This window comes from Synechococcus sp. BIOS-E4-1 (assembly GCF_014279995.1).
Classification (GTDB): Bacteria; Cyanobacteriota; Cyanobacteriia; order PCC-6307; family Cyanobiaceae; genus Synechococcus_C.
Window position 1 is genome coordinate 3,107,764 of sequence record NZ_CP047935.1, and the last position, 25,603, is coordinate 3,133,366.

Sequence of the window (25,603 nt, forward strand, 5' to 3'; positions counted from 1 at the left end):
GTCTCTCAGTCAGTGTGCGCCAGATTCAGATGTCCCGCCGCAGCCAGGGCTTGCAGCGCCTGGATCAGAGCCAGCTCGACATGGGCGTGATGGGTGCCTCCCTGAACGTAGAGATTGAACGGCTCCCGCAATGGCGCGTCAGCGGAGAACTCACTGGTGCTGCCATCGATAAAGGTGCCACCAGCCATCACCAGATCACTGGCATAGCCGGGCATCGATGCCGGCACTGGATCGAGGTAGGAGCCCACCGGGGAACAGGCCTGAAAGGCGCGGCAGATCAGCTTGAGGGCCTCAGGATTCCCCAGCTGTACAGCCTGGATCAGGTCACTGCGCGACGCGCCGGCAACGGGCTGCACGGGAAACCCCAGATCAGCGAACACACCGGCCACCAGATCAGCGCCGATCAAGGCTTCGGCCACCATCTGGGGAGCCAGAAACAGACCCTGCAGTAACAATCGATGCAGGTCAAAACCAGTCCCCCCTTCACTGCCGATCCCTGGTGCGGTGAGACGGCAGCAGGCTTGTTCCACCAGATCGGCGCGTCCGGCGACGTAACCACCGGCGGGCGCGATCGTTCCGCCCAGGTTTTTGATCAATGAACCTGCGACCAGATCCGCACCCACCTCTGGTGGCTCCTGGGCCTCAACCAGTTCTCCGTAGCAGTTGTCCACGAAGCACACGCAGTCGGGCTGCCGTTCGTGGATGCGGGCACAGAGCCGACCAATGGTCTGCACGCTGAGCGATGGGCGCCAGCTGTAACCACAACTGCGCTGGATCAGGATCAGGCGAAGGGGTCGCGCCAGGGCCTGATCCAGGGCCTTCCCATCCACAGCCCCGGCTTCGTTGAGCTTCAGCTCTTCGTAGTCGATACCGAAATCCTTGAGGGATCCTTGCCCCTCTCCACGAAGACCGATGACCTCTTCGAGCGTGTCGTAAGGACGCCCGGTGATGGACAGCAAGCGATCGCCTGGCCGCAGCACTCCGAACAAGGCTGCAGCGATGGCGTGAGTACCGCTCACGAACTGAAGTCGCACAGCCGCTGCTTCCGCGCCGAGCACCCGAGCGAAGACCCGGTCGATCACCTCCCGGCCCTGGTCACCGTGCCCATAACCGCTGACGGAGGCGAAATGCTGAGTCCCAACCCGTTCAGCCTTAAAGGCCGCCAGAACCTTTTGCAGTCGATCAGCCACAGCAGCGGTGCGCTGACGGGCAAGAGGCTGCTGACGCTCTCGTACAGCAGCCACTTGCCTGCAGGCAAAGTCCTTGGCATCACTGAGATTCATCCCCTATGCACCGGTGCTCTCTACATAGCGATTTGAAGCCTGTGCCACGGGAGAACCGCAAAAAGCCTGCAGTTTTCTTTTACATTCACACTCCCAACTAACTGTTTTGGTCTCGGCTGTAGCCGTTCCGACCGCGACAGAACTGGTTCAAGGAGAAGCTTCTTGGTTACAACCACTCCGGCAGCCACCACTTCAAACCGCGAATTGCGTATGCGCGCAGCGGTGATGGCGCCCCGTGAACGGCTGCCGCGTAAACAGCGCAAATTCAAAGGTGGCACCACCTCCTTCATGGTGGCGATGCACGTGCTGGCCACCATTGCACTGCTGCCAAGGTTCTGGAGCATTCAGGGAGTTGTGGCCCTCGCCGTTCTCTACTGGGCCACGGTGCTCGGAGTGACACTGGGCTTGCATCGTCTTGTGGCGCACCGCAGTTTTGAAGTTCCCCGCTGGCTTGAACGGGTGCTTGTGATCATGGGCACCCTGGCCGCACAGAGCGGACCGATCGACTGGGTGGCCTTGCACCGTCACCATCACAAATTTTCTGATCAACCCAACGATCACCACGATGCAGGTCGGGGGCTGTGGTGGAGCCACAGCGAGTGGATGCTGCACGAAATCCCCGCTCTTGAACACAAAGAGCGATTCGGTGGCGACCTGCTGAAGGATCCCTTCTACGTCTGGCTTGATCGCTGGTTCCTGGTCCTGCAGATCCCGATCGGCCTGGCGCTGTACTGGTATGGCAACGCTGCTCAGGTGCATGGAGGAGGCGTTGGTCTGGTGCTGTGGGCCATTCCCTTGCGCCTGGTTGTCGTCTATCACGTCACATGGCTGGTGAACTCGGCCACCCACGCCTTCGGCTATCGCAATTTCGACTGCCCGGATCTCTCACGCAATTGCTGGTGGGTGGCCGTTCTGTCCTTCGGAGAGGGTTGGCACAACAATCATCACGCCCATCCAGGTAGTGCTCGCCACGGACTGCGCTGGTTCGAGTTCGACATCACTTGGATGCACATCCGGATGCTGCAGAAGCTTGGACTCACCCGACGCGTGCGTCAGGCCCGCTACCCCGGCTGAGCAACCGTTCGCAATTCGGCCAGAAATGCCTCAGCGCTCTGCCCCTTGCTGCCTTCGAGAGCCAGATGCGTGGCATGAAGATCGAGGAACTCACCATCGAGCTCCTCGGCGCTGTATTCCCTGAGGCCTGCCATCACTTCGGCAAAACGCTCGCGGCGTTGGTTTTTGGTGACCGGATAGGCCTCCATCACCTGATCGCGACACTGTCGCCAGGCCCGCCCACGGCAAAGACTGTCGGCGATCGCCGCACTCAGGGCAGCTGCTTCCGTTTGATCAATCCGCCAATCGAAACCTGGCGGCAAGGGGCCTAAGCCCACAAAGATTTCCAGCAGCTCACCGGCACCGAGGGGCTCACCATGGGCTGCGAGCAGGGGCACGGAACTGTCGCTCAACACCCGCAACAGATCGGGGTGAACTTCCGCCAGCTGATCTCGGATCGGATCCAGGCCCTGATGCAGCACTGCATTCGCCTGGCCGAGTGCGAGAAAAACCTCCGGCCCCGGAGACGAGAGCTTGCCGTTGCGGAGATTGGAGATCTGGGAGTTATGCACACGACCGAGGTCCAGAGCATCGGCCAGGGCGGGCAATACCTTGTGGGACCAGCCGTTGCGCTCATGCCACACATGAATGAGGTGAGCCATCGCCTGGCGCCCTTCTTCAAGGCGCTGGCGGTAACCCTTGGTCACATGATCAGAACCACTTGCCTTATCCATTGGTTGATACGTATCCGTATCGCGTATAGTGTGCAGAGATCAACCGGGATCAAGTCATGGCACCAAGCGCGATTAGAACGCCTTCGCCACCCAGTCGGAAACCAGTTTCGCATCGTGGCCCCAGGCTGGCAATCAAGCCCTACCGGCGCCCCAAGAGCAAGACGCGCATCGCTCCCAAGAGCGAAAAAAGCTGGGTAACGATCGGATTCATGATCGTGATCCATGTCCTGGGACTGCTGGCACTCGCTCCTGCCTTCTGGAGCTGGGAAGCCGTCACCAGCCTGCTGGTGCTGTATTGGGTCACCGCCTGCCTTGGCGTCACCATCGGCTATCACAGGCTGCTCTCACACCGCTCGTTCCGAGTGCCGCTCTGGCTGGAGCATTTCTTTGCCACCTGCGGCGCCCTGAGCTGCCAGCACGGACCAATCGACTGGGCCGGACTGCACAGGCATCACCACAAGTATTCCGATACGGATGCGGATCACCACAACAGCAACAAGGGCTTCTGGTGGAGCCACATGGGCTGGATGTTCAATGCGATTCCAGCGATGCAGGAGGTGCCCCGCATGACCGGTGATCTGGCCAAGGACCCCTACTACCGCTGGCTGAACAACTGGTTCCTGGTTCTGCAGCTTCCGCTGGCCGGCCTGCTGTTCTGGATCGGCACTGCGACCGGTGCAGGCGGCTGGGCCCTGGTGCTCTGGGGGATTCCTCTGCGCCTGGTGCTCGTCTACCACGTCACCTGGCTGGTGAATTCCGCCACCCACTGCTGGGGCACCGTGGCCTTTGAGAGCGGCGACGATTCGCGCAATAACAAATGGGTGGCCGCCGTCACCTTCGGCGAGGGCTGGCATAACAATCACCACGCCTTCCCGCATTCGGCGCGTCATGGCCTGCAGCCCGGACAAATCGATCTCACCTGGGAGCACATCCGTCTGATGCGTGCTCTGGGCCTGGCCACCAAAGTGCGACTGCCCGTGAAGTCGTAAAGTTATCCATCGCTAATCCGTCGTCGTCAGGATCCTTCTCCCATGGCCAAGCGCGTACAAGTCGTTCTGAATGAGGACGTCCTCAGCCTCGGCCGGGACGGAGATCTGGTGGAAGTTGCCCCTGGCTATGCCCGCAACTTCCTGTTGCCCTGCGGCAAAGCTGTGCCTGTGACCCCTGCCGTGATGAAGCAGGTGGAGCATCGTCGCGCCAAGGAAGCCGAGCGCCAGGCCGCTCTCAAGGAGGAAGCCGTCGCCTTCCGCACCGCACTCGACACCATCGGTCGCTTCACGGTGAAGAAGCAAACGGGAGAGGACGACGTGCTGTTCGGCACCGTCACCAATGGTGATGTGGCCGAGGTGATTGAAGAGGCCACCAAGAAAGAAGTAGATCGCCGTGACATCACCGTGCCCGACATCCATCGGACAGGAAACTACAAGGTTCAGGTCAAGCTGCACAGCGAAGTGACCGCTGAAATCAACCTGGAAGTGGTCAGCTACTGAACACGGATCAAAAATGACTCTGATGTCACCGACAAGGTGCGTCAGAGTGATTATTCCTTCTGAGCGGCTGCCGCCATGGTGAGCGTTCCCTTGTCAGAGTCCGGTGGCGAGTCCACCGAGGGGGAGCGCCGCGGTTTCGGCAAAGGTCGCAGGCGTGAAGAGCCCAGCTTCGAGGCTCTGCCCGATTCGATCCCGCCGCAAAACCTGGAGGCGGAAGAAGCGGTTCTGGGCGGCATCCTGCTCGACCCGGATGCCATCGGTCGCGTGGCCGACGTGCTGCAACCGGAAGCGTTTTATCTCAATGCCCATCGCGAGATCTTCCGCACTGCGGTGATGCTCCATAGCCAGGGCAAACCCACCGATCTCACCGCAATGACCGCCTGGCTGGCGGACACCGGTGCACTCGAGAAGGTTGGAGGCAGCAGCAGGCTGGTGGAGCTTGTGGATCGCGTGGCCTCCACCGCCTCGATCGAGCAGGTGGCACGCCTGGTGATGGATAAGTATCTGCGCCGGCAACTGATCCGCTCAGGCAACGAAGTGATCCAGCTGGGCTTCGATCAGGGTCTGCCTATGGAGCAGGTGCTCGACAAGGCCGAGCAGACCATCTTCGCCATCAGTCAGGAAAAACCATCGCAGGGTTTGACGCCCACCGCCGAGATTCTCACCAGCACCTTCAACGAAATCGAAAGCCGCTCGCTAGGCACCTCGGTGGCAGGCATTCCGGTGAATTTCTACGACCTGGACGCCATGACCCAGGGCCTGCAGCGCAGTGATCTGATCATCGTGGCCGGACGCCCGGCCATGGGCAAAACATCGATCGTGCTCAATCTGGCCAAGAACGTGGCTCAGTTGCATGACCTGCCGGTGTGTGTGTTCTCACTGGAGATGAGCAAGGAGCAACTCACCTATCGGCTGCTCTCGATGGAAGTGGGCATCGAAGCGGGCCGGCTGCGCACAGGCCGTCTCCAACAGGAGGAGTGGCCGCTGCTTGGCCAGGGCATCAACACCCTGGGCCAGCTGCCGATCTACATCGACGACAAGCCCAACTCGGGCGTGCTGGAGATGCGTTCGCTCTGCAGGCGACTGATGGCCGAACAGGGCAAGGAACTCGGTCTGATCGTGATCGACTACCTGCAGCTGATGGAAGGATCCAGTCCTGACAACCGAGTGCAGGAAATTTCAAGAATCACAAGAGCTCTCAAAGGGATGGCCCGTGAACTGAACGTGCCGGTGATCGCCTTGTCCCAGCTCAGCCGTGGCGTGGAATCGCGAACCAACAAACGACCGATGCTCAGTGACCTGCGCGAATCGGGCTCGATTGAACAGGACGCCGATCTGGTGCTGATGATCTACCGCGACGAGTACTACAACCCGGAAACTCCCGATCGGGGAATCACAGAAGTGATCGTGACCAAGCACCGCAACGGCCCGGTGGGCACGGTGAAGCTGCTGTTCGAGCCACAGTTCACCCGCTTCCGCAACCTCGCCGCCTAAACCTCAGCATGTGGATTGGGCGCATCCTTCTGCTTGGTGTTGGCTCGTCGTACATCGCACGCTGGATCCTGAGTCCTCAACGGCATCGCAGCTATGTGGCCGCTTGTCTCAAGGCATTGCACAAGACAAGCCGTTGGCTGCCGCGCGGTCGGCACACAGTTCGACGCCTCGGTCGACGAACCTTCCGCGCCACGCTCAAAGCCTCCAGCAGGAGATCAATGCAATCAGCACAGAGCCTGAGTGCGCGTTGAGGGTGCAACCGCGATCAAGCACTCCGACAAAAGCTCGTTGAAGCAGCTGGATGCACGGTTTCAGACGTGTGCAGAACTGCAAGATCTGTTTCACCCACTCTCCCCCGATCTGGTCGCCGTTCAGCTCAGCCAGGGTCCTCTGCATGGGCGAGTACGCGTTTTTGTGCTGGGGAGCTACCGCTTCAACGTGCTCGAAACCAACTAGAACCTGTTTCTCAGCGGGACGCGGCGGCCCAAGCCCTGCACGCTGGCCATTCCATTGACGGACGCCATAGCGGATCAGCCGTACCGCGCCCAGGGAATTCCCATGCCTTGGCCAGGCTTGATGGGCTACAAACGAACGCTGAGCGATTTCGATCTCAGCGTGCCTGCCCAGGCAACACTGGCAACTTTGGTGATCGGCAAGGAAGCCTTGCTGGAACGCCATGCACAGCATGGAGGTGGACCGCTGATGCTGAAGCGCTGGGAGGGCACCAATCAGCTGGAAGTGCAGGTGGAACTGCGACGCCGCCTGCAGCAGCAACTCAACGATCTGGTGGAACGAGATCAGGACACCTGGAAACCCGAAGAACCCGATCAGCTGATCGACACTGTGATTGGCTGCTTTGAAGCGCAAAACAGCCAAACCATGCACATCGCCACACGGGAGGATCGCCATCAAGCCGCGATCGAGTTGCTGCACTGGTGTGCCAACAACACAAGCAAGTCGCTGTCCATGAATGCGCTCTCAGCCGAGCTGAATCAATCTCGGACATCACTGTTTAAAGGAGCCAGGAAACACTTCGCCTGCACCCCTCTTGAGCTGCAACGATCGATCCGCATGGACAGGATTGGCCAACTACTGCTCAATCCAAGCCGACGCCGTGAGCTGGGGCTGAATGGCGTCGGAGCGATCGCATCGGCCGTGGGATTTACCAGCCGCAGCCACTTTGCACGGCGATACCAGCAGCAGTACGGCGAACCCCCACAAGCCACCCTGAACCGCAGCCGCGATGCGACGGACACCTGAACGATCAGGGATTGAAAAAAATCCCGCACTTTTGGGATCACGTTGCCCTTGGGATTGATGGGTTTTCTCCCAGAATTTGCTGAGACTTTCCTGAGTTGCTCCAGACGTGACCGACACCACGCCTTCTGAAGCACCTGATGCCGTCGAAAGCTCAATCACATTGACGAACCAATCAATGTCGAACAAGCAGAAGACATCGACATTGGAACAAGAATCAAAATTTTTTGCGGACGCAACTACAACAACCAAATTTATTAGAGCAGACATTTCGACGCTTCCCAAAGATCAATCCAATTTCTGTTTTGAGTCAAAATTAATTCACGCCAATATTTCTATAGCCAAAACGTTTGTTGATACTACACGCAAACCATATCCCGCTGACTGGGCAACATTCTTTTCAACAAATCCAGGCAATCCGCCACTTTGCCTGTTGAAGAAATAAAGCGAGAGAATAGATGCCATGTCTTTAGTTACGGCAAACAATCTGATCAATACCTGGAACCTGAATGGCGGAAGCCTTGATGCAGCTTTTGTCAGCACAATTCAAGGCAGTTTTGCAGACATCAATTACCTCTACAACTTGCCCAATCTGACAGGGCTTGGAGATGAAGCACACATCCTTGAGGACACATCCCTGGCCGTTGTGTCTCTCAACACACTGGACGGCAAAACCTCCGGCACCATCAATGCCAGCTCCATCAACACGCTCACCGGTAGCACCGCTGACCTGAATACTGCCTATGCATCAGGAGGCATCAGCAATCTCGGCAACGAGGCCGTCACCATCTCTGACACCAGCCTTGCTGTCTCTGTTCTCAACACACTCGATGGACGCACCTCTGGCGCCATCAATGCCAGCTCCATCAACACGCTCTCTGGCACTGCCGCTGACCTCAATACTGCTTACACATCAGGCGGCATCAGCAATCTCGGCAATGAAGCCGTCACCCTCACGGACACCTCTCTTGCTGCTTCCGTTCTCAATGCCCTCGACGGACACACCTCCGGTGCCATTAATGCCTCCTCCATCAACACACTCACCGGCAGCGCCGCTGATCTGATCACCGCCTACGACTCTGGTGGTATCACTGGCCTGGGCAATGAAGCGGTCAACGTCAACAGCGGCACTGCTTCAACGTCCCAAGCCAATGCCCTTGCCGTCGACACATCCGGGGTCGTCACCGCCACCATCTCCAATGGCGACATGGCCACCCTCGCCGGGCTCAGCGAAACCGGTAACGCCTACACCATCACCATCACCGACAACAGCGTTGCGGCCGCTGCTCTCAACACTCTCGATGGCAAAACCTCCGTTGCCATCAACGCCAGCAACATCACCACACTCTCAGGCGGCGCCGCTGATCTGATCACCGCTTACGACTCCGGTGGCATCAACGGCCTGGGCAATGAAGCCGTCAATGTCAACAGCGGCACTGCCTCCACCTCACAGGCCAATGCCCTCGCCGCCGGCACATCCGGCGTGGTCACCGCCACCATCTCCGATGGCGACATGGCCACCCTCGCCAGCATCACCGAAACAGGCAACGCCTACTCCATCACCATCACCGACAACAGCGTTGCTGCTGCTGCTCTCAACACTCTCGATGGCAAAACCTCCATTGCCATCAACGCCAGCAACATCACCACCCTCACCGGTGCAGCCGCTGACCTCAACACCGCCTACACCGCCAATGGCAACGGCTCCATCTCTGGTCTCAACAACGAGGCCGTCACTCTTTCCGACACCAGCCTCGCCGTCTCCGTCCTCAACACCCTCGATGGCAACACCTCCGGCACCATCAATGCCAGTTCCATCAACACTCTCACTGGTGCTACAGCAGATCTCAACACCGCTTACGCATCAAGCGGCATCTCTGGCCTGAACGACGAGGCCATCACCCTTTCCGACACCACCCTCGCCGCATCCGTCCTCAACACCCTCGATGGCCACACCTCCGGCAGCATCAATGCCAGCTCCATCAACACGCTTTCAGGCAACGCCGCAAACCTGATCACTGCCTACGCATCAGGAGGAATCACAGGTCTTGGCAATGAAGCGGTCAACGTCAACAGCGGCAGTGCGTCCACCGCCCAGGCCAACAACCTCGCTGCTGCCACTTCCGGTGTGGTCACCGCCACCGTCTCCGATGGCGACATGGCCACCCTTGCCGGTCTCAGCGAAACCGGCAACGCCTACACCATCACCATCACCGATAACAGTGTTGCCGCAGCTGCTCTCAACGCCCTCGACGGCAAAACCTCCGTTGCCATCAATGCCAGCAACATCACCACGCTCACGGGCACCGCAGTTGACATCAACACCGCTTACGCCGCCAATGGCTCCAGCATCGCCGGACTCGGCAATGAAGCTGCCACCCTCTCGGACTCATCCCTCGCCGTCTCCGTCCTCAACGATCTCGACGGCCATACCTCCGGCACCATCAATGCCGGCTCCATCAACACACTCACCGGCAGCGCCGCTGATCTGATCACCGCCTACGACTCTGGTGGCATCTCCGGCCTTGGTAATGAAACGGTCAATGTCAACAGCGGCAGCGCTTCCACCTCCCAGGCCAACAACCTCGCTGCTGCCACATCCGCTGTGGTCACCGCCACCATCTCCGATGGCGACATGGCCACACTCGCCGGGCTCACCGAAACCGGTAACGCCTACTCCATCACCGTCACCGACAACAGTGTTGCGGCCGCTGCTCTCAACACACTCGACGGCAAAACCTCCGTTGCCATCAATGCCAATGCCATCACCACCCTCACCGGTGCAGCCGCTGATCTCAACACCGCCTACACCTCAGGCGGCATAAGCAATCTCGGCAATGAGGCCGTCACCCTCTCCGACACCAGCCTCGCCATCTCCATTCTCAACGCCCTGGATGGACGCACCTCCGGTGCCATCAACGCCTCCTCCATCAACACACTCAGCGGTGCAGCGGCTGATCTGAACACCGCCTACACATCAGGCGGCATCAGCAATCTCGGCAATGAAGCCGTCACTCTCTCCGACACCAGCCTCGCTGCTTCCGTTCTCAACATCCTCGATGGACGCACCTCCGGTGCCATCAATGCCTCCTCCATCAACACGCTCACCGGTAGCGCGGCTGACCTCAACACCGCCTACACCTCAGGCGGCATCAGCAATCTCGGCAATGAAGCCGTCACCCTCTCCGATACATCCCTCGCCGTCTCCGTTCTCAACATCCTCGATGGACGCACCTCAGGTGCCATCAATGCCAGCTCCATCAATTCCCTCTCAGGCAGCGCCGCTGATCTGATCACCGCCTACGACTCAGGTGGCATCACCGGCCTGGGCAATGAAACGGTCAACATCAACAGCGGCACTGCCTCCACCTCACAGGCCAATGCCCTCGCCGCCGACACATCCGGCGTGGTCACCGCCACCCTCTCCGATGGCGACATGGCCACTCTTGCCGGTCTCACGGGAACAGGTAACGCCTACACGATCAATATCACCGACACAAGCGTTGCCGCAGCGGATCTCAACACACTCGATGGCAAAACCTCCGTTGCCATCAATGCCTCCTCCATCAACACGCTCTCAGGCAGCTATGCCGATCTGACCACCGCCTTCACGGCTAACAGCAACGGTTCCATCTCTGGTCTTGGCAATGAAGCCATCAACGTCAACAGCGGCACCACTTCCACCGCCCAGGCCAACAACCTCGCTGCTTCCACCTCCGGTGTGGTTACCGCCACCCTCTCCGATGGCGACATGGCCACCCTCGCCGGCATCACCGAAACCGGTAACGCCTACACCATCACCATCACTGATACATCCGTTGCTGCATCAGCTCTCAACACACTCGATGGCAAAACCTCCGTTGCCATCAATGCCAGCAATGTCACCACGCTCTCAGGCAGCTACGCCGATCTCAACACTGCCTTCACAGCTAACAGCAACGGTTCCATCTCTGGTCTTGGCAATGAAGCCATCTCCGTCTCCGGAGCTGTCACCACCTCTCAAGCCAACACCCTCGCTGCTGCCACCTCCGGTGTCGTCACCGCAACCGTCTCCGATGGCGACATGGCCACACTCGCCGGTCTCAGTGAAACCGGTAATGCCTACACCATCACCATCACTGATAACAGCGTTGCTGCAGCTGCTCTCAACACGCTGGACGGCAAAACCTCCGTTGCCATCAATGCCAGCAAAATCACCACACTTTCAGGCGCAGCCGCTGACCTCAACACCGCCTACACCTCATCGGGGCTCTCAGGTCTGAACAACGAAGCGATCACGCTCACTGACTCATCCCTCACTGCCTCAGTCCTCAATACCCTCGATGGCAATACCTCCGGCAGCATCAATGCCAACTCCATCAATACGATCACCGGCACTGCTGCTGATCTGATCACGGCCTACGCATCAGGCGGCATCAACGGCCTTGGCAATGAAGCGGTCAACGTCAACAGCGGCAACGCGTCCACCTCCCAGGCCAACACGCTCTCGGCTGCCACGTCCAGTGTTGTCACCGCCACCCTCTCCGATGGCGACATGGCCACCCTCGCCGGTCTCGGTGAAACCGGTAATGCCTACACCATCACCATCACCGATAACAGCGTTGCTGCTGCTGCTCTGAACACGCTCGACGGCAAAACTACTGTTGCCATCAATGCCAGCAACATCACCACGCTCACCGGTGCAGCCGCTGATCTGAACACCGCTTACACATCAGGCGGCATCAACAATCTCGGCGACGAGGCCATCACCCTCTCCGACACGTCCCTCGCCGTCTCCGTTCTGAATGCTCTTGATGGACACACCTCCGGTGCCATCAATGCCTCCACCATTAACACTCTCACCGGCGCAGCGGCTGATCTCAATACCGCATACACATCTGGCGGCATCAACAATCTCGGCAATGAGGCCGTGACTCTCAGCGACACCAGCCTCGCAGCGTCAGTACTCAACACCCTCGACGGTCACACCTCCGGTGCCATCGATGCCAACTCCATCAACACGCTCACCGGCGCAGCCGCTGATCTGAACACCGCCTACGCCGCCAACGGCTCCAGCATCATCGGCCTCGGCAATGAAGCGGCCACCCTCGCCGATACCACCCTCGCCGTCTCCGCCCTCAACCTCCTCGATGGCCATACCTCAGGAACCATCAATGCCTCCTCCATCAACACACTCAGCGGTGCAGCCGCTGATCTGAACACCGCCTACACCTCTGGCGGCATCAGCAATCTCGGCAATGAGGCCGTCACCCTCTCCGATACCAGCCTCGCCGTCTCCGTTCTCAACATCCTTGATGGCCACACCTCAGGAACCATCAATGCCTCCTCCATCAACACGCTCACGGGTGCGGCCGCAGATCTGAACACCGCCTACACCTCAGGCGGCATCAACAATCTCGGCAATGAGGCCGTCACTCTTTCCGACACCAGCCTCGCCGTCTCCGTTCTCAACGACCTCGACGGCAACACCTCAGGCACCATCGATGCCAATTCCATCAACACACTCTCAGGTACTGCCGCTGATCTCAATACCGCCTACGGCTCCTCCGGCATCAACAATCTCGGCGACCAGGCCATCACCCTCTCCGACACCAGCCTCGCTGTCTCCGTCCTCAACATCCTTGATGGCCACACCTCAGGAACCATCAATGCCTCCTCCATCAACACACTCAGCGGTGCAGCCGCTGATCTCAATACCGCATATACATCCGGCGGCATCAGCAATCTCGGCAATGAGGCCGTCACTCTCTCCGACACCAGCCTCTCCGCCTCTGTTCTCAACACCCTGGATGGACGCACCTCCGGTGCCATCAATGCCTCCTCTATCAACACACTTACGGGTGCAGCAGCAGATCTCAGCACCGCTTACACATCAGGCGGCATCAGCAATCTTGGCAATGAGGCCATCACCCTCTCCGATACCTCCCTCGCCGTCTCCGTCCTCAACGCCCTCGATGCACACACCTCCGGTGCCATCAATGCGTCCTCCATCAACACGCTCACCGGTGCAGCGGCTGATCTGAACACCGCTTACACATCAGGCGGCATCAGCAATCTCGGCAATGAAGCCGTCACTCTCTCCGACACCAGCCTCTCCGCTTCTGTTCTCAACACCCTCGATGGACGCACCTCCGGTGCCATCAATGCCTCCTCCATCAATACCCTCTCAGGCAGCTATGCCGATCTGACCACCGCCTTCACGGCTAACAGCAACGGTTCCATCTCTGGTCTTGACAATGAAGCTGTCTCCATCACCGAAGTTGTCAGCACCTCACAGGCAAACAACCTCGCTGCTGCCACTTCCGGTGTCGTCACCGCCACACTCTCCGATGGCGATCTCGCAACCCTGGCCGGGCTCACAGAAACCGGCAACGCTTACTCGATCACCATCAGCGACGCATCGGTCGCGGTATCGGCGCTCAACACCCTGGACGGCAAAACCACTGATGCCATCAATGCCAGCAACATCACCACACTCACTGGTGCAGCCGCAGACCTCAACACCGCTTACACATCAAGCGGTATCAGCAATCTCGGCAACGAGGCCGTCACCCTCAACGACACCTCTCTCAACGCCTCCGTTCTCAACGCCCTCGATGGACGCACCTCAGGTGCAATCAATGCCAACTCCATCAACACACTCACAGGCAGCGCCGCTGATCTGATCACCGCTTACGACTCCGGTGGCATCAATGGCCTGGGCAATGAAGCCGTCAATGTCAACAGCGGCACCGCTTCCACCTCACAGGCCAATGCCCTCGCCGCCGATACATCCGGCGTGGTCACGGCCACCATCTCCGATGGCGACATGGCCACACTCGCTGGGCTGAGCGAAACCGGCAACGCCTACACCATCAATATCACCGACAACAGCGTTGCTGCCGCTGCTCTCAACACTCTCGATGGCAAAACCTCCGTTGCTATCAACGCCAGCAACATCACCTCTCTCACCGGTGCAGCCGCTGACCTCAACACCGCCTACACCGCCAATGGCTCCAGCATCACAGGACTCGGCAATGAAGCTGCCACCCTGGCTGACACGTCCCTCGCCGTCTCCGTTCTCAACGACCTCGACGGCAACACCTCAGGCACCATCAATGCCGGCTCCATCAATTCCCTCTCAGGTACAGCAGCTGATCTAATCACTGCTTACGACTCCGGCGGCATCAATGGCCTGGGCAATGAAGCCATCAATGTCAACAGCGGCAGTGCTTCCACTGCACAGGCCAATGCCCTCGCCGCCGACACGTCCGGTGTCGTCACCGCCACCATCTCCGATGGCGACATGGCCACCCTCGCCGGGCTCAGCGAAACCGGTAACGCCTACACCATCACCATCACCGACAACAGTGTTGCGGCCGCTGCTCTCAACACACTCGACAGCAAAACCACTGTTGCCATCAATGCCAGCAACATCACCACGCTCACTGGTGCAGCTGCTGACCTCAACACCGCCTACACCGCCAACAGCAACGGCTCCATCAACGGCCTCGGCAATGAAGCAGCCACCCTCTCTGATACATCCCTCGCCGTCTCTGTTCTCAACACGCTCGATAGCAATACAACCGGCGCCATCAATGCCAGCTCCATCAACACCCTCACAGGCACAGCCGCAGATCTCAATACCGCTTACGCCTCCTCAGGTATCTCAGGCCTGGCCAACGAGGCCATCACCCTCTCCGACACGACCCTCAATGCATCGGTCCTCAACGACCTCGACGGCAACACATCCGGCGCCATCAATGCCGGATCGATCAACACGCTCACCGGTACTGCTGCTGACCTGATCACGGTCTACGCCGCCAACGGCTCCGGCATCACAGGCCTGGGCAATGAAGCCGTCAATGTCAGCAGCGGCACCGCTTCCACCTCACAGGCCAATGCCCTCGCTGCCGCCACATCCGGCGTGGTCACCGCCACCATCTCCGATGGCGACATGGCCACTCTCGCCGGCATCACCGAAACCGGTAACGCCTACTCCATCACCATCACGGAAACATCCGTTGCTGCATCAGCTCTCAACATCCTCGATGGCAAAACCTCCGTTGCCATCAATGCCGGCAACATCACCACCCTCACCGGTGCAGCCGCTGACCTCAACACCGCCTACACCGCCAATGGCAACGGCTCCATCAACGGGCTCGGCAATGAAGCAGCCACCCTCTCGGACACAACCCTCGCTGTTTCCGTTCTCAACGACCTCGACGGCAACACATCCGGCGCCATCGATGCCAGCAGCATCAATACGCTGACAAGTGATGACTACAACTCACTCAACACTGCGTACACAGCAGCAGGCAGTGGCGCAATCACAGGCCTTGGCAATGAAGCCATCACCGTTAACAACCGGATTCGCGCTTCAGAAGCAAACACACTGAATGGCCACACGTCGGGAGTCGTTACTGCAACAGTGACAGACTCAAATGGAACCAGCGCTCTGCTTGTTTCCAACGCCCTGACCCTTAACGGCACAGGCAATGCTTACTCAATTTTCATACGTGATAGAACCGTTGCCACCACTGATCTTTTAAGCATTGATGCGTTGACGACTGTCACGATCAATGCAACACGAATAACGAGGCTAACCGGAACTTATGCAAGCATTATTTCAACGTATGCGGCCGAAACTGCCGGAACGATTTCTGGCTTAGGCAGCAATTGCAGCTTCACAGCAAGCGGGTCAATCACTGTTGCAGAAGCCAATACTCTTTCAGGATTAATTTCGCATGGCAGCCGAAGCCTGACGGCCACAATCTCCAACGGAGATATGGCCACATTGGCAGGAATCAGTGAGAGCGGACACAACTTAAGCATCACCATCACCGACACATCCGTTGCTGCTGCTGCTCTCAACACCCTGGATGGGAAAACAGACACCACCATCAACGCCAGCAACATCACCACCCTCACCGGTACAGCCGCTGACCTCAACACCGCCTACGCATCCAGTGGCATCTCCGGTCTCAATAACGAAGCCGTCACCCTCTCCGACACGTCGCTCTCAGCCTCAGTCCTCAACACGCTCGACAGCAACACCTCCGGCACCATCAATGCCAGCTCCATCGACACCCTCAGCGGTGCAGCCGCTGACCTCAACACCGCCTACACCTCAGCCGGAATTTCTGGGCTCAGCGACGAGGCCATCACACTCACGGATACATCCCTCGCAGCATCCATTCTCAACGCGCTCGACGGACACACCTCAGGCACCATCAATGCCGGATCGATCAACACACTCTCAGGCAACGCCGCTGATCTGATCACCGCTTACGCATCAAGCGGCATCTCTGGCCTGAACGACGAGGCCATCTCCGTCAGCAGTGGGATCGTCACCACAGCGCAAGCCAACACGCTCTCGGCTGCCACATCGGCAGTTGTCACCGCCACCATCGCCGATGGCGACATGGCCACACTCGCCGGACTCACTGAAACCGGCAACGCCTACACGATCACCATCACGGACACATCCGTTGCTGCATCAGCTCTCAACACCCTCGATGGCAAAACAACTGTTTCCATCAATGCCGGCAACATCACCACCCTCACCGGTGCAGCCGCTGACCTCAACACCGCCTACACCGCCAACGGCAACGGATCCATCTCTGGTCTCGGCAACGAAGCTGCCACCCTCTCTGACACATCCCTCGCTGTTTCCGTTCTCAACATCCTTGACGGACGCACCTCAGGCAGCATCGATGCGGGCACCATCAACACGCTCACCGGTACAGCGGCTGATCTGAACACCGCTTACACATCAGGCGGCATCAGCAATCTCGGCAATGAGGCCGTCACTCTCTCCGACACGACCCTCGCCGTCTCCGTTCTCAACGACCTCGACGGCAACACCTCAGGCACCATCAATGCCAATTCCATCAACACACTCACCGGTGCAGCCGCTGATCTCAACACCGCTTACACCGCCAACGCCAACGGCTCCATCTCTGGTCTCAACAACGAGGCCGTCACTCTTTCCGACACCTCCCTCGCTGTTTCCGTTCTCAACAACCTCGACGGCAACACCTCAGGCACCATCAACGCCAACACCATCAACACGCTCACCGGCAGCGCCGCTGATCTGATCACCGCCTACGACTCCGGTGGCATCAACGGCCTGGCCAACGAGGCCGTCACCCTCACCGACACGACCCTCACCGTCTCCGTTCTCAATGCCCTCGACGGTCGCACCTCAGGCACCATCAATGCCAACTCGATCAACACCCTCACCGGTGCAGCAACAGACCTCATCACCGCCTTCGCATCAGGAGGCATCAACAACCTTGGAGCGACTGCGGTCAACGTCAACAGCGGCTCCGCATCCACTTCACAGGCCAACAACCTCGCCGCCGCAACATCCGGTGTGGTCACCGCCACTCTCTCCGATGGCGACATGGACACACTCGCCGGACTGACTGAAACCGGTAACGCCTACTCCATCACCATCACCGACAACAGCGTTGCCGCAGCTGCTCTCAACACACTCGACGGCAAAACAACTGTTGCCATCAACGCCAGCAACATCACCACCCTCACCGGTGCAGCCGCTGACCTCAACACCGCCTACACCGGCAACGGCAACGGCTCCATCACCGGCCTCGGCAATGAAGCTGCCACCCTCTCCGATACCAGCCTCGCTGTTTCCGTTCTCAATGACCTCGACGGCAACACCTCAGGCGCCATCAATGCCAACTCCATCAACACACTCACAGGCAGCGCAGCTGACCTGAACACCGCTTACGACTCCGGTGGCATCAGCAATCTCGGTAATGAGGCCGTCACCCTCACCGACAGCTCACTCGCCGTCTCCGTTCTCAATGCCCTCGACGGTCGCACCTCAGGCAGCATCAATGCCAATTCCATCAACACGCTCTCTGGCACTGCTGCTGATCTGATCAGCACCTACGCCGCCAACGGCTCCGGCATCTCAGGCCTTGGCAATGAGGCGGTCAATGTCAACAGCGGCACTGCTTCCACGACCCAGGCCAACAGCCTCGCCGCCGACACATCCGGTGTCGTCACCGCCACCATCTCCGAAGGAGACATGGCCACACTTGCCGATCTCACCGAAACCAGCAACGCCTACGCCGTCACCATTACCGATACACGCGTCAATGCGGATGAATTAAATACCTTAAACAGCAAAACAACCGTCAATATTGACTGCGGAAATATCACCCAAATCGTTGGTGCAATTAGTGATATCGCAACTGCTTACACATCTGGAGGTTTTACCGGTCTAGGTGACGAAGAAATCATCTTTACGTTCGCCAATATCCAGGCAGATCTTTTAAACGCAATTGATGCGGCCAACAGCAGGGTGATCAATGCATCAGGCGTTGCCTCTCTAACGGGCAGTGCATCAGATCTCAACACCGCCTATGCCTCCAGCGGTGTTTCAGGCCTTGGCAATGAGCCCGTCACGCTCACTGACAGCTCTCTGTCCGCATCGGTCCTCAACACACTCGATGGCAACACATCCGGCACCATCGATGCCAGCTCCATCAACACCCTCACCGGTACCGCCACTGACCTCAACACCGCCTATGCCTCGAATGCGGCAGGTGGTATCAGCAATCTCGGCAATGAGGCCGTCACCCTCTCCGACAGCTCACTCACCGCGACCGTTCTCAACAACCTCGACGGCAACACATCAGGCACCATCGATGCCAGCTCCATCAACACCCTCACCGGTACCGCCACTGACCTCAACACCGCCTACACCTCAGCTGGCATCTCTGGCCTGAACAACGAGGCAATCACCCTCACCGATACCTCTCTCACAGCCTCCGTTCTCAACACCCTCGATGGACGCACCTCAGGCACCATCAATGCCTCATCCATCAACACACTTGCCGGCACTGCCGCGGACCTCAACACCGCCTACACCTCAGCCGGCATCTCTGGCCTGAACAACGAGGCGATCACCCTCACCGATACCTCTCTCACAGCCTCCGTTCTCAACACCCTCGATGGACGCACCTCAGGTGCCATCAATGCCTCCTCCATCAACACACTGTCCGGCACGGCCGCTGACCTCAACACCGCCTACGGCTCCTCCGGCATCAGCAATCTCGGTGATGAAGCCGTCACCCTCACCGACACCTCACTCGCGGTCTCGGTTCTCAACACCCTCGACGGCAACACATCCGCCAGCGTGAACGCCAGTTCCGTCAACACACTCTCAGGCACGGCCGCTGACCTCAAGACCGCCTACGACTCCTCGGGCATCTCAGGTCTTGGCAACGAGGCCGTCACCATCACCGACACCTCACTCGCCGGATCGGTGTCGTTCACCCAACTCGGCCCCGACATCGATGGAGAAGCTGCCAACGATTACAGCGGCCGCAGCGTTTCTCTCTCCAGCGATGGCAGCACCGTTGCCATTGGTGCCTACGGAAACGATGGCAATGGCACAAATTCGGGCCATACGCGCATCTACCAGTGGGATTCAGCCTCCTCCTCCTGGAATCAACGCGGTAGCGATATCGATGGAGAAGCTGCCGGCGATTACAGCGGCTTCAGCGTTTCTCTCTCCAGCGATGGCAGCATCGTTGCCATTGGTGCCTACAACAACGATGGCAATGGCTCATCTTCGGGCCATACGCGCATCTACAAATGGGACGGCTCCAGCTGGAATCAACGCGGTAGCGATATCGATGGAGAAGCTACCAGCGATCTCAGCGGGCTCGGCGTTTCTCTCTCCAGCGATGGTAGCACCGTTGCCATTGGTGCCTACGGAAACGATGGCAATGGCTCAAATTCGGGCCATACGCGCATCTACAAATGGGACGGCTCCAGCTGGCATCAACGCGGTAGCGATATCGATGGAGAAGCTACCAGCGATTACAGCGGCTTCAGCGTTTCTCTCTCCAGCGATGGCAGCATCGTTGCCATTGGTGCCTACAGAAACGATGGCAATGGCTCAAATTCGGGCCATACGCGCATCTACCAGTGGAATTCAGCCTCCTCCTCTTGGAATCAACGCGGTAGCGATATCGATGGAGAAGCTACCGGCGATCTCAGCGGGCTCGGCGTTTCTCTCTCCAGCGATGGCAGCACCGTCGCCATTGGTGCCCTGGGAAACGATGGAAGTGCAGGAAACGCTGGGCACGTAAGAGTCTTTGATCTCGGCAATCAGATCACCCTCACCGCATCGGTCCTCAACACCCTCGACGGCAACACCTCAGGCACCATCGATGCCAGCAACATCACCACACTCACCGGTGCTGCCGCTGAACTGAATACCACCTACGCCTCCTCCGGCATCAGCAATCTCGGCAACGAGGCCATCACCCTCACCGACACCTCTCTCACCGCCTCCGTTCTCAACACACTCGACGGACACACCTCAGGCAGCATCGATGCCAACTCGATCAACACACTCTCCGGTGCTGCCGCTGAAATCAACACCGCCTACGCCTCCTCCGGCATCAGCAACCTCGGCAACGAGGCCGTCACCCTCACCGATACCTCACTCACAGCCTCCGTTCTCAACACCCTCGACGGCCATACATCCGGCACCGTCAATGCCAGCTCGATCAACACCCTCACAGGCACAGCAGCTGACCTGAACACCGCTTATGCCTCCACAGGCATCAGCAACCTCGGTGATGAGGCCGTCACCCTCACCGACACCTCACTCACAGCCACCGTTCTCAACACGCTCGATAGCAATACAACCGGTGCCATCAATGCCAGCTCGATCAACACGCTCTCAGGTGCTGCCGCTGAAATCAACACCGCCTACGCCTCCTCCGGCATCAGCAATCTCGGCAACGAGGCCGTCACCCTCACCGATACAACCCTCGCTGCATCCGTTCTCAACACCCTCGATGGCAACACAACAGGCAGCATCGATGCCAGCAACATCAACACACTCTCCGGTGTTGCCGCTGAACTCAACACCAGCTACGCATCAAGCGGCATCAGCAATCTCGGCAACGAAGCCGTCACCCTCACCGACACAACCCTCGCTGCATCCGTTCTCAACACACTCGACGGACACACCTCTGGCAGCATCAATGCCAACTCGATCAACACACTCTCCGGTGCTGCCGCTGAACTGAATACCACCTACGCCTCCTCCGGCATCAGCAATCTCGGCAAGGAGGCCGTCACTCTCACCGATACAACCCTCACCGCCTCCGTTCTCAACACCCTCGACGGACGCACCTCAGGCACCATTAATGCCAACTCCATCAACACCCTGACGGGTACAGCGGCAGATCTGAACATCGCCTACGCCTCCTCCGGCATCAGCAATCTCGGCAACGAGGCTGTCACCCTCACCGACACCTCACTCGCTGCATCCGTCCTCAACACGCTCGATGGCAACACAACAGGCAGCATCAATGCCAACTCCATCAACTCACTCACTGGAACGGCCGCAGACCTGATCAACGCCTACAGCTCATCCGGCATTTCAGGCCTCAACGACGAGGCGCTCACCCTTTCTGGGGCTTCATTTACCGCTTCAATCCTCAACAGCCTTGATGGACACACCACAGGAGTCATCAATGCTGGCTCCATCAATACACTTTTCGGCTCGGCCTCAGACCTGATCAGCGCCTACTCCTCTTCCGGGATCAACACACTTGGCGATGAGGCAATCACCCTCATCGACACCTCGCTGTCTGCATCCGTTCTCAACAACCTCGCCTCAAAAACCTCAGGCAACATCAACGCGTTCATCATCAACACACTGACAGGTACAGCTGCAGAGCTGAACACGGCCTACACCTCAACTGGCATCAGCAACCTCGGCAACGAGGCCGTCACCCTCACCGATACCTCACTCACAGCCTCCGTCCTCAACACGCTCGATGGCAACACATCCGGCAGCGTCAATGCCACTTCAATCAACACACTCTCAGGTGCTGCAGCAGACCTGAACACCGCCTACGCCTCATCCGGCATCAGCAACCTCGGCGATGAAGCCGTCACCCTCACCGACACCTCACTCGCCGCATCCGTCCTCAACACCCTCGACGGCAACACATCCGGCAGCATCAATGCCAGTTCCATCAACACACTCTCAGGTGCTGCCGCAGACCTGAACACCGCCTACGCCTCCTCAGGCATCAGCAATCTCGGTGACGAGGCCGTCACCCTCACCGATACCTCACTCGCTGCCTCCGTTCTCAACACGCTCAACGGCAACACGTCCGGAAGCGTCAATGCCAACTCCGTCAACACACTCACAGGTGCTGCCGCAGACCTGAACACCGCCTACGCCTCCACTGGCATCAGTAATCTCGGTAATGAGGCCGTCACCCTCACCGATACCTCACTCGCCGCAACCGTCCTCAACACGCTCGATGGCAACACATCCGGCAGCGTCAATGCCAACTCCATCAACACACTTGCCGGTAGCGCAGCTGATCTGAACACCGCCTACTCCTCCACTGGCATCAGCAACCTCGGTGATGAAGCCGTCACCCTCACCGATACCTCACTCGCCGCATCAGTCCTCAACACACTCGACGACAACACATCCGGCAGCGTCAATGCCAGCTCCGTCAACACACTCTCAGGTGCTGCCACTGACCTGAACACCGCCTACTCCTCCTCCGGCATCAGCAATCTCGGCGATGAAAATCTCAACGTCAGCACAGGAACAGCAACAACCTCGGAAGCCAACACTCTCGCAGCTGCCACAACCGGCGTGGTCACGGCAACCATCTCAGATGGCGATATGGCGACACTCGCTGGACTCAATGAAACCGGAAATGCTTACTCCATCTCCGTTACCGATTCATCCGTTTCAACCTCTGCGTTGAACAATCTTGGCAACAAAACCACGGTCGCCATCAATGCCACCGATATCAACAAACTCACTGGAACTGCGGCAGACCTCATCACCCTCTATGTCTCCTCAGGCTTCAGCAATCTCGGCAGTGAAATAATCACCCTTACCGATACATCGCTCGCTGCATCAATTCTCAACAGACTCGATGGCAACACAAGCGGCAGCATCGATGCCGGAACCATCAATACACTCAGCGGCACAGCCGCAGATCTCAACGCAGCTTATACCTCCTCGGGCATCAGCAATCTCGGCGATGAGGCAGTGACTCTCATTGACACCACCCTTGCAGCGTCAATCCTCAACACATTAGATGGACATACAACGGGCATCATCAATGCCAGCTCCATCAGTGAACTGACTGGCAGCGAAAGTGATATCGCAACAAGCTACGCATCAGACGGCATCAGCAATCTCAACAAGGACGCAGAAACTCGCACACCTTCCATTGCACTCTCATCGGCGGTGAGATCACTCAAGCGAGGACAAACAGCCGAAATAATCTTCACCCTCTCTAGTCCATCGAGTGATTTCACCGAATCTGATCTCACCTATTCGGGTGGCTCTATCTCAAACTTCTCCGGCTCTGGAACCAATTACAGCGCCAGATTCACACCAGCCATCGACAGCACAGATGATGGAATGATCTGTGTTAAGTCGAATAAATTCTGCAATTCATTGGGCAACTTCAATCGCGATGGATCAGAAACAGACAACGTTCTCGTGTTTACAGTTAACACCATAGACACTGACGAAAAATCAGAACCCACAGAGTCAGACAACACAATCGCTTCAAAAAAAGGAGCCAACTCTGGAACTTCAGAGAAAGAAACCAACTCAGCCAACTTGGAAACCTCAAAAAAGGGAGTCGATTCAGATAACGATGGCGTCGAAGATGTAATTGAACGCGAAATCAATCCCGTGAGTCAACTGCCCTGGGACCATAATGATGATGGCATTCCAGACTTCAAACAAAGAGATGTCGCCACGTTCCCATCCTCTAACAATGGGAGATCAAGCCTCACTTTGATCAAGAACACACTGCTTGATCAAGCGACAAAAGCTGGTGGAGCACTAATCTCACACATCGCACTTCGCTTCCAGGGAATCAAAAGAGAAGCAGAGCGTATTAAAGGAGACAGCATCAACGCACTGAATCAGCTCACCCGAAGAAACAACAACAGTCAAACGCAAGAAAGCACGAACTCAGTCCTGAATACAACCGATCAAGTGGGATTCCGACTCGTCCCTGAAGTGATCGTCGACGGGGACGTTTCCAAATCCGAAAGTGCCGCCTACAGGGATACCGCTAACCAACAATTTGCAAATGCCATTCATCGCGTTGATTATCGCTTCGATAACGATGAATCCCTATGGAACGCACTGATCAAACCGGATGCATCCGGTCAACTGCGCTTCTTTGGTTTCGACCCGATCACAGGCCTCGGAGGGATCCTCATGGATCGAGATGGCGATGGCAGGCCAGATGGAGCAACCTTGTTCCTTCGAGACAACGGCCCCGGAGACCTCAACCCCGACCCATTCATCATCGAAGACCCGATCGGGGCGGCTGAGCTGCAAAGTCCGCCCAGGCTGACCACCACAGCAGATGGGCTTGGCCTCACCGTTGAAGGACCGGAGGGGCTGGGCCTCTGGATCAGACTTAACACTGAAAGTGCTGCCGAAGAATGGCAAGACAGCCTCCTATTGATCAGCAATGAACGAAACCGAATTGGTGAAATCGGAGCAACCATTGATCATCAAAATCTCGGTCGCAGTGAGATCTACCTACAAGCTGGAGAAGAGCTGCGATTCCAGAACTCAAGCAACGAGAACACAGACCAAACCTCTCTTGCGATCAAGCTTCAAGAGAGCAATGAGAATGGAACTTGGTCGTTACTGCTCAATGAAGAATCTGGATTTTCGAGCCAGGAGACCAACAAACTAGAAATCTCCATCAGCGGCCATCTGACGCCGGAAAACCTTGACAACTTCCTGATAGCTCGCTCGCAAAGCTCTCTACAAACTGGCGTTCTTAACCTGCAGGCTCTACACCAAGACATGGTGACTCTGAGAGTCGAAGCAAGCAGCGAATCCGGATCACAAAACCGACTCGCCTTCATACGCTTCGATGACGACAGCGAAGTCTTGAGTGTCAACGGAGTCAAGGCTGATGGAAGTGATGCCTTCCAGAATATGGTTCGACAATCACTTATCAATCCCAACGAAGAACAAATTGATCTCACTGGAAACGAAACAACAAGTCTGGAATGGACCATCAAATCCAGCGAATACGGCCTTTACGCCCCTGTCCTGATTACCAGCGATGGATTAATCTATACAGCTAACAATGCTTCCGCTAACAGCACGCCAAACAATCTCAAGATTTTAGGAATGAATCACTTCGGCTTCGAAGACAATCAGCAAAGCGAAAGTAATCAATGGGATTACAATGATGTTACTGTTCAAATTTCTGTAATTTAATTCGCA

Annotated in this window: 11 protein-coding genes; 9 read left to right on the top strand and 2 right to left on the bottom strand. The window is 57.7% G+C overall.

Translation table 11 applies throughout. From position 1 onward, the window contains the following. Nucleotides 1-5: 5 nt before the first annotated feature. A complete protein-coding gene (locus SynBIOSE41_RS16900; protein WP_186539038.1) occupies nucleotides 6-1,283 on the bottom strand; it encodes a methionine gamma-lyase family protein in 1,278 nt (425 codons plus the stop codon). 210 nt (nucleotides 1,284-1,493) lie between these two features. Between SynBIOSE41_RS16900 and SynBIOSE41_RS16905 the strand changes: the two genes are divergently transcribed. Then, nucleotides 1,494-2,357 carry an acyl-CoA desaturase gene (locus SynBIOSE41_RS16905; RefSeq protein WP_370594247.1) on the top strand — a complete coding sequence of 288 codons (864 nt, stop codon included), beginning with the start codon at nucleotides 1,494-1,496 and terminating at the stop codon, nucleotides 2,355-2,357. On the opposite strand, the gene SynBIOSE41_RS16910 is transcribed toward SynBIOSE41_RS16905, so the two are convergent. Further along, nucleotides 2,345-3,070, bottom strand: a complete 726-nt coding sequence (locus SynBIOSE41_RS16910) for a hypothetical protein (RefSeq protein WP_186539040.1) — start codon at nucleotides 3,068-3,070, stop codon at nucleotides 2,345-2,347. The genes SynBIOSE41_RS16905 and SynBIOSE41_RS16910 overlap by 13 nt on opposite strands. Before the next feature lie 56 nt (nucleotides 3,071-3,126). Between SynBIOSE41_RS16910 and SynBIOSE41_RS16915 the strand changes: the two genes are divergently transcribed. The 8 genes from SynBIOSE41_RS16915 to SynBIOSE41_RS16945 all read left to right on the top strand — a co-directional run bounded on the left by SynBIOSE41_RS16915 (nucleotide 3,127) and on the right by SynBIOSE41_RS16945 (nucleotide 25,597). Further along, nucleotides 3,127-4,059, top strand: coding sequence for a fatty acid desaturase (locus tag SynBIOSE41_RS16915; RefSeq protein WP_066912107.1), 933 nt, complete (start codon nucleotides 3,127-3,129; stop codon nucleotides 4,057-4,059). Between the two features lie 42 nt (nucleotides 4,060-4,101). After that, on the top strand, nucleotides 4,102-4,560 hold the full coding sequence (gene rplI / locus SynBIOSE41_RS16920) for a 50S ribosomal protein L9 (protein ID WP_186539041.1): 459 nt from the start codon (nucleotides 4,102-4,104) through the stop codon (nucleotides 4,558-4,560). 75 nt (nucleotides 4,561-4,635) lie between these two features. Then, nucleotides 4,636-6,054 (top strand): replicative DNA helicase, encoded by a 1,419-nt coding sequence (dnaB, locus tag SynBIOSE41_RS16925; protein WP_186539042.1) that lies wholly within the window; start codon nucleotides 4,636-4,638, stop codon nucleotides 6,052-6,054. A gap of 8 nt (nucleotides 6,055-6,062) precedes the next feature. Beyond that, complete coding sequence (locus SynBIOSE41_RS16930; RefSeq protein WP_186541440.1) at nucleotides 6,063-6,305, top strand: hypothetical protein; 243 nt, start codon at nucleotides 6,063-6,065, stop codon at nucleotides 6,303-6,305. Further along, on the top strand, nucleotides 6,295-6,510 hold the full coding sequence (locus SynBIOSE41_RS18225) for a hypothetical protein (protein ID WP_255475853.1): 216 nt from the start codon (nucleotides 6,295-6,297) through the stop codon (nucleotides 6,508-6,510). The genes SynBIOSE41_RS16930 and SynBIOSE41_RS18225 overlap by 11 nt, the downstream gene beginning before the upstream one ends. A gap of 54 nt (nucleotides 6,511-6,564) precedes the next feature. Next, complete coding sequence (locus SynBIOSE41_RS16935; protein WP_186539047.1) at nucleotides 6,565-7,314, top strand: helix-turn-helix domain-containing protein; 750 nt, start codon at nucleotides 6,565-6,567, stop codon at nucleotides 7,312-7,314. Nucleotides 7,315-7,420: 106 nt separating this feature from the next. Next, on the top strand, nucleotides 7,421-7,756 hold the full coding sequence (locus SynBIOSE41_RS16940) for a hypothetical protein (protein WP_186539043.1): 336 nt from the start codon (nucleotides 7,421-7,423) through the stop codon (nucleotides 7,754-7,756). A gap of 18 nt (nucleotides 7,757-7,774) precedes the next feature. Beyond that, nucleotides 7,775-25,597, top strand: a complete 17,823-nt coding sequence (locus tag SynBIOSE41_RS16945; protein WP_186539044.1) for a hypothetical protein — start codon at nucleotides 7,775-7,777, stop codon at nucleotides 25,595-25,597. The last annotated feature ends 6 nt before the right edge of the window (nucleotides 25,598-25,603 follow it).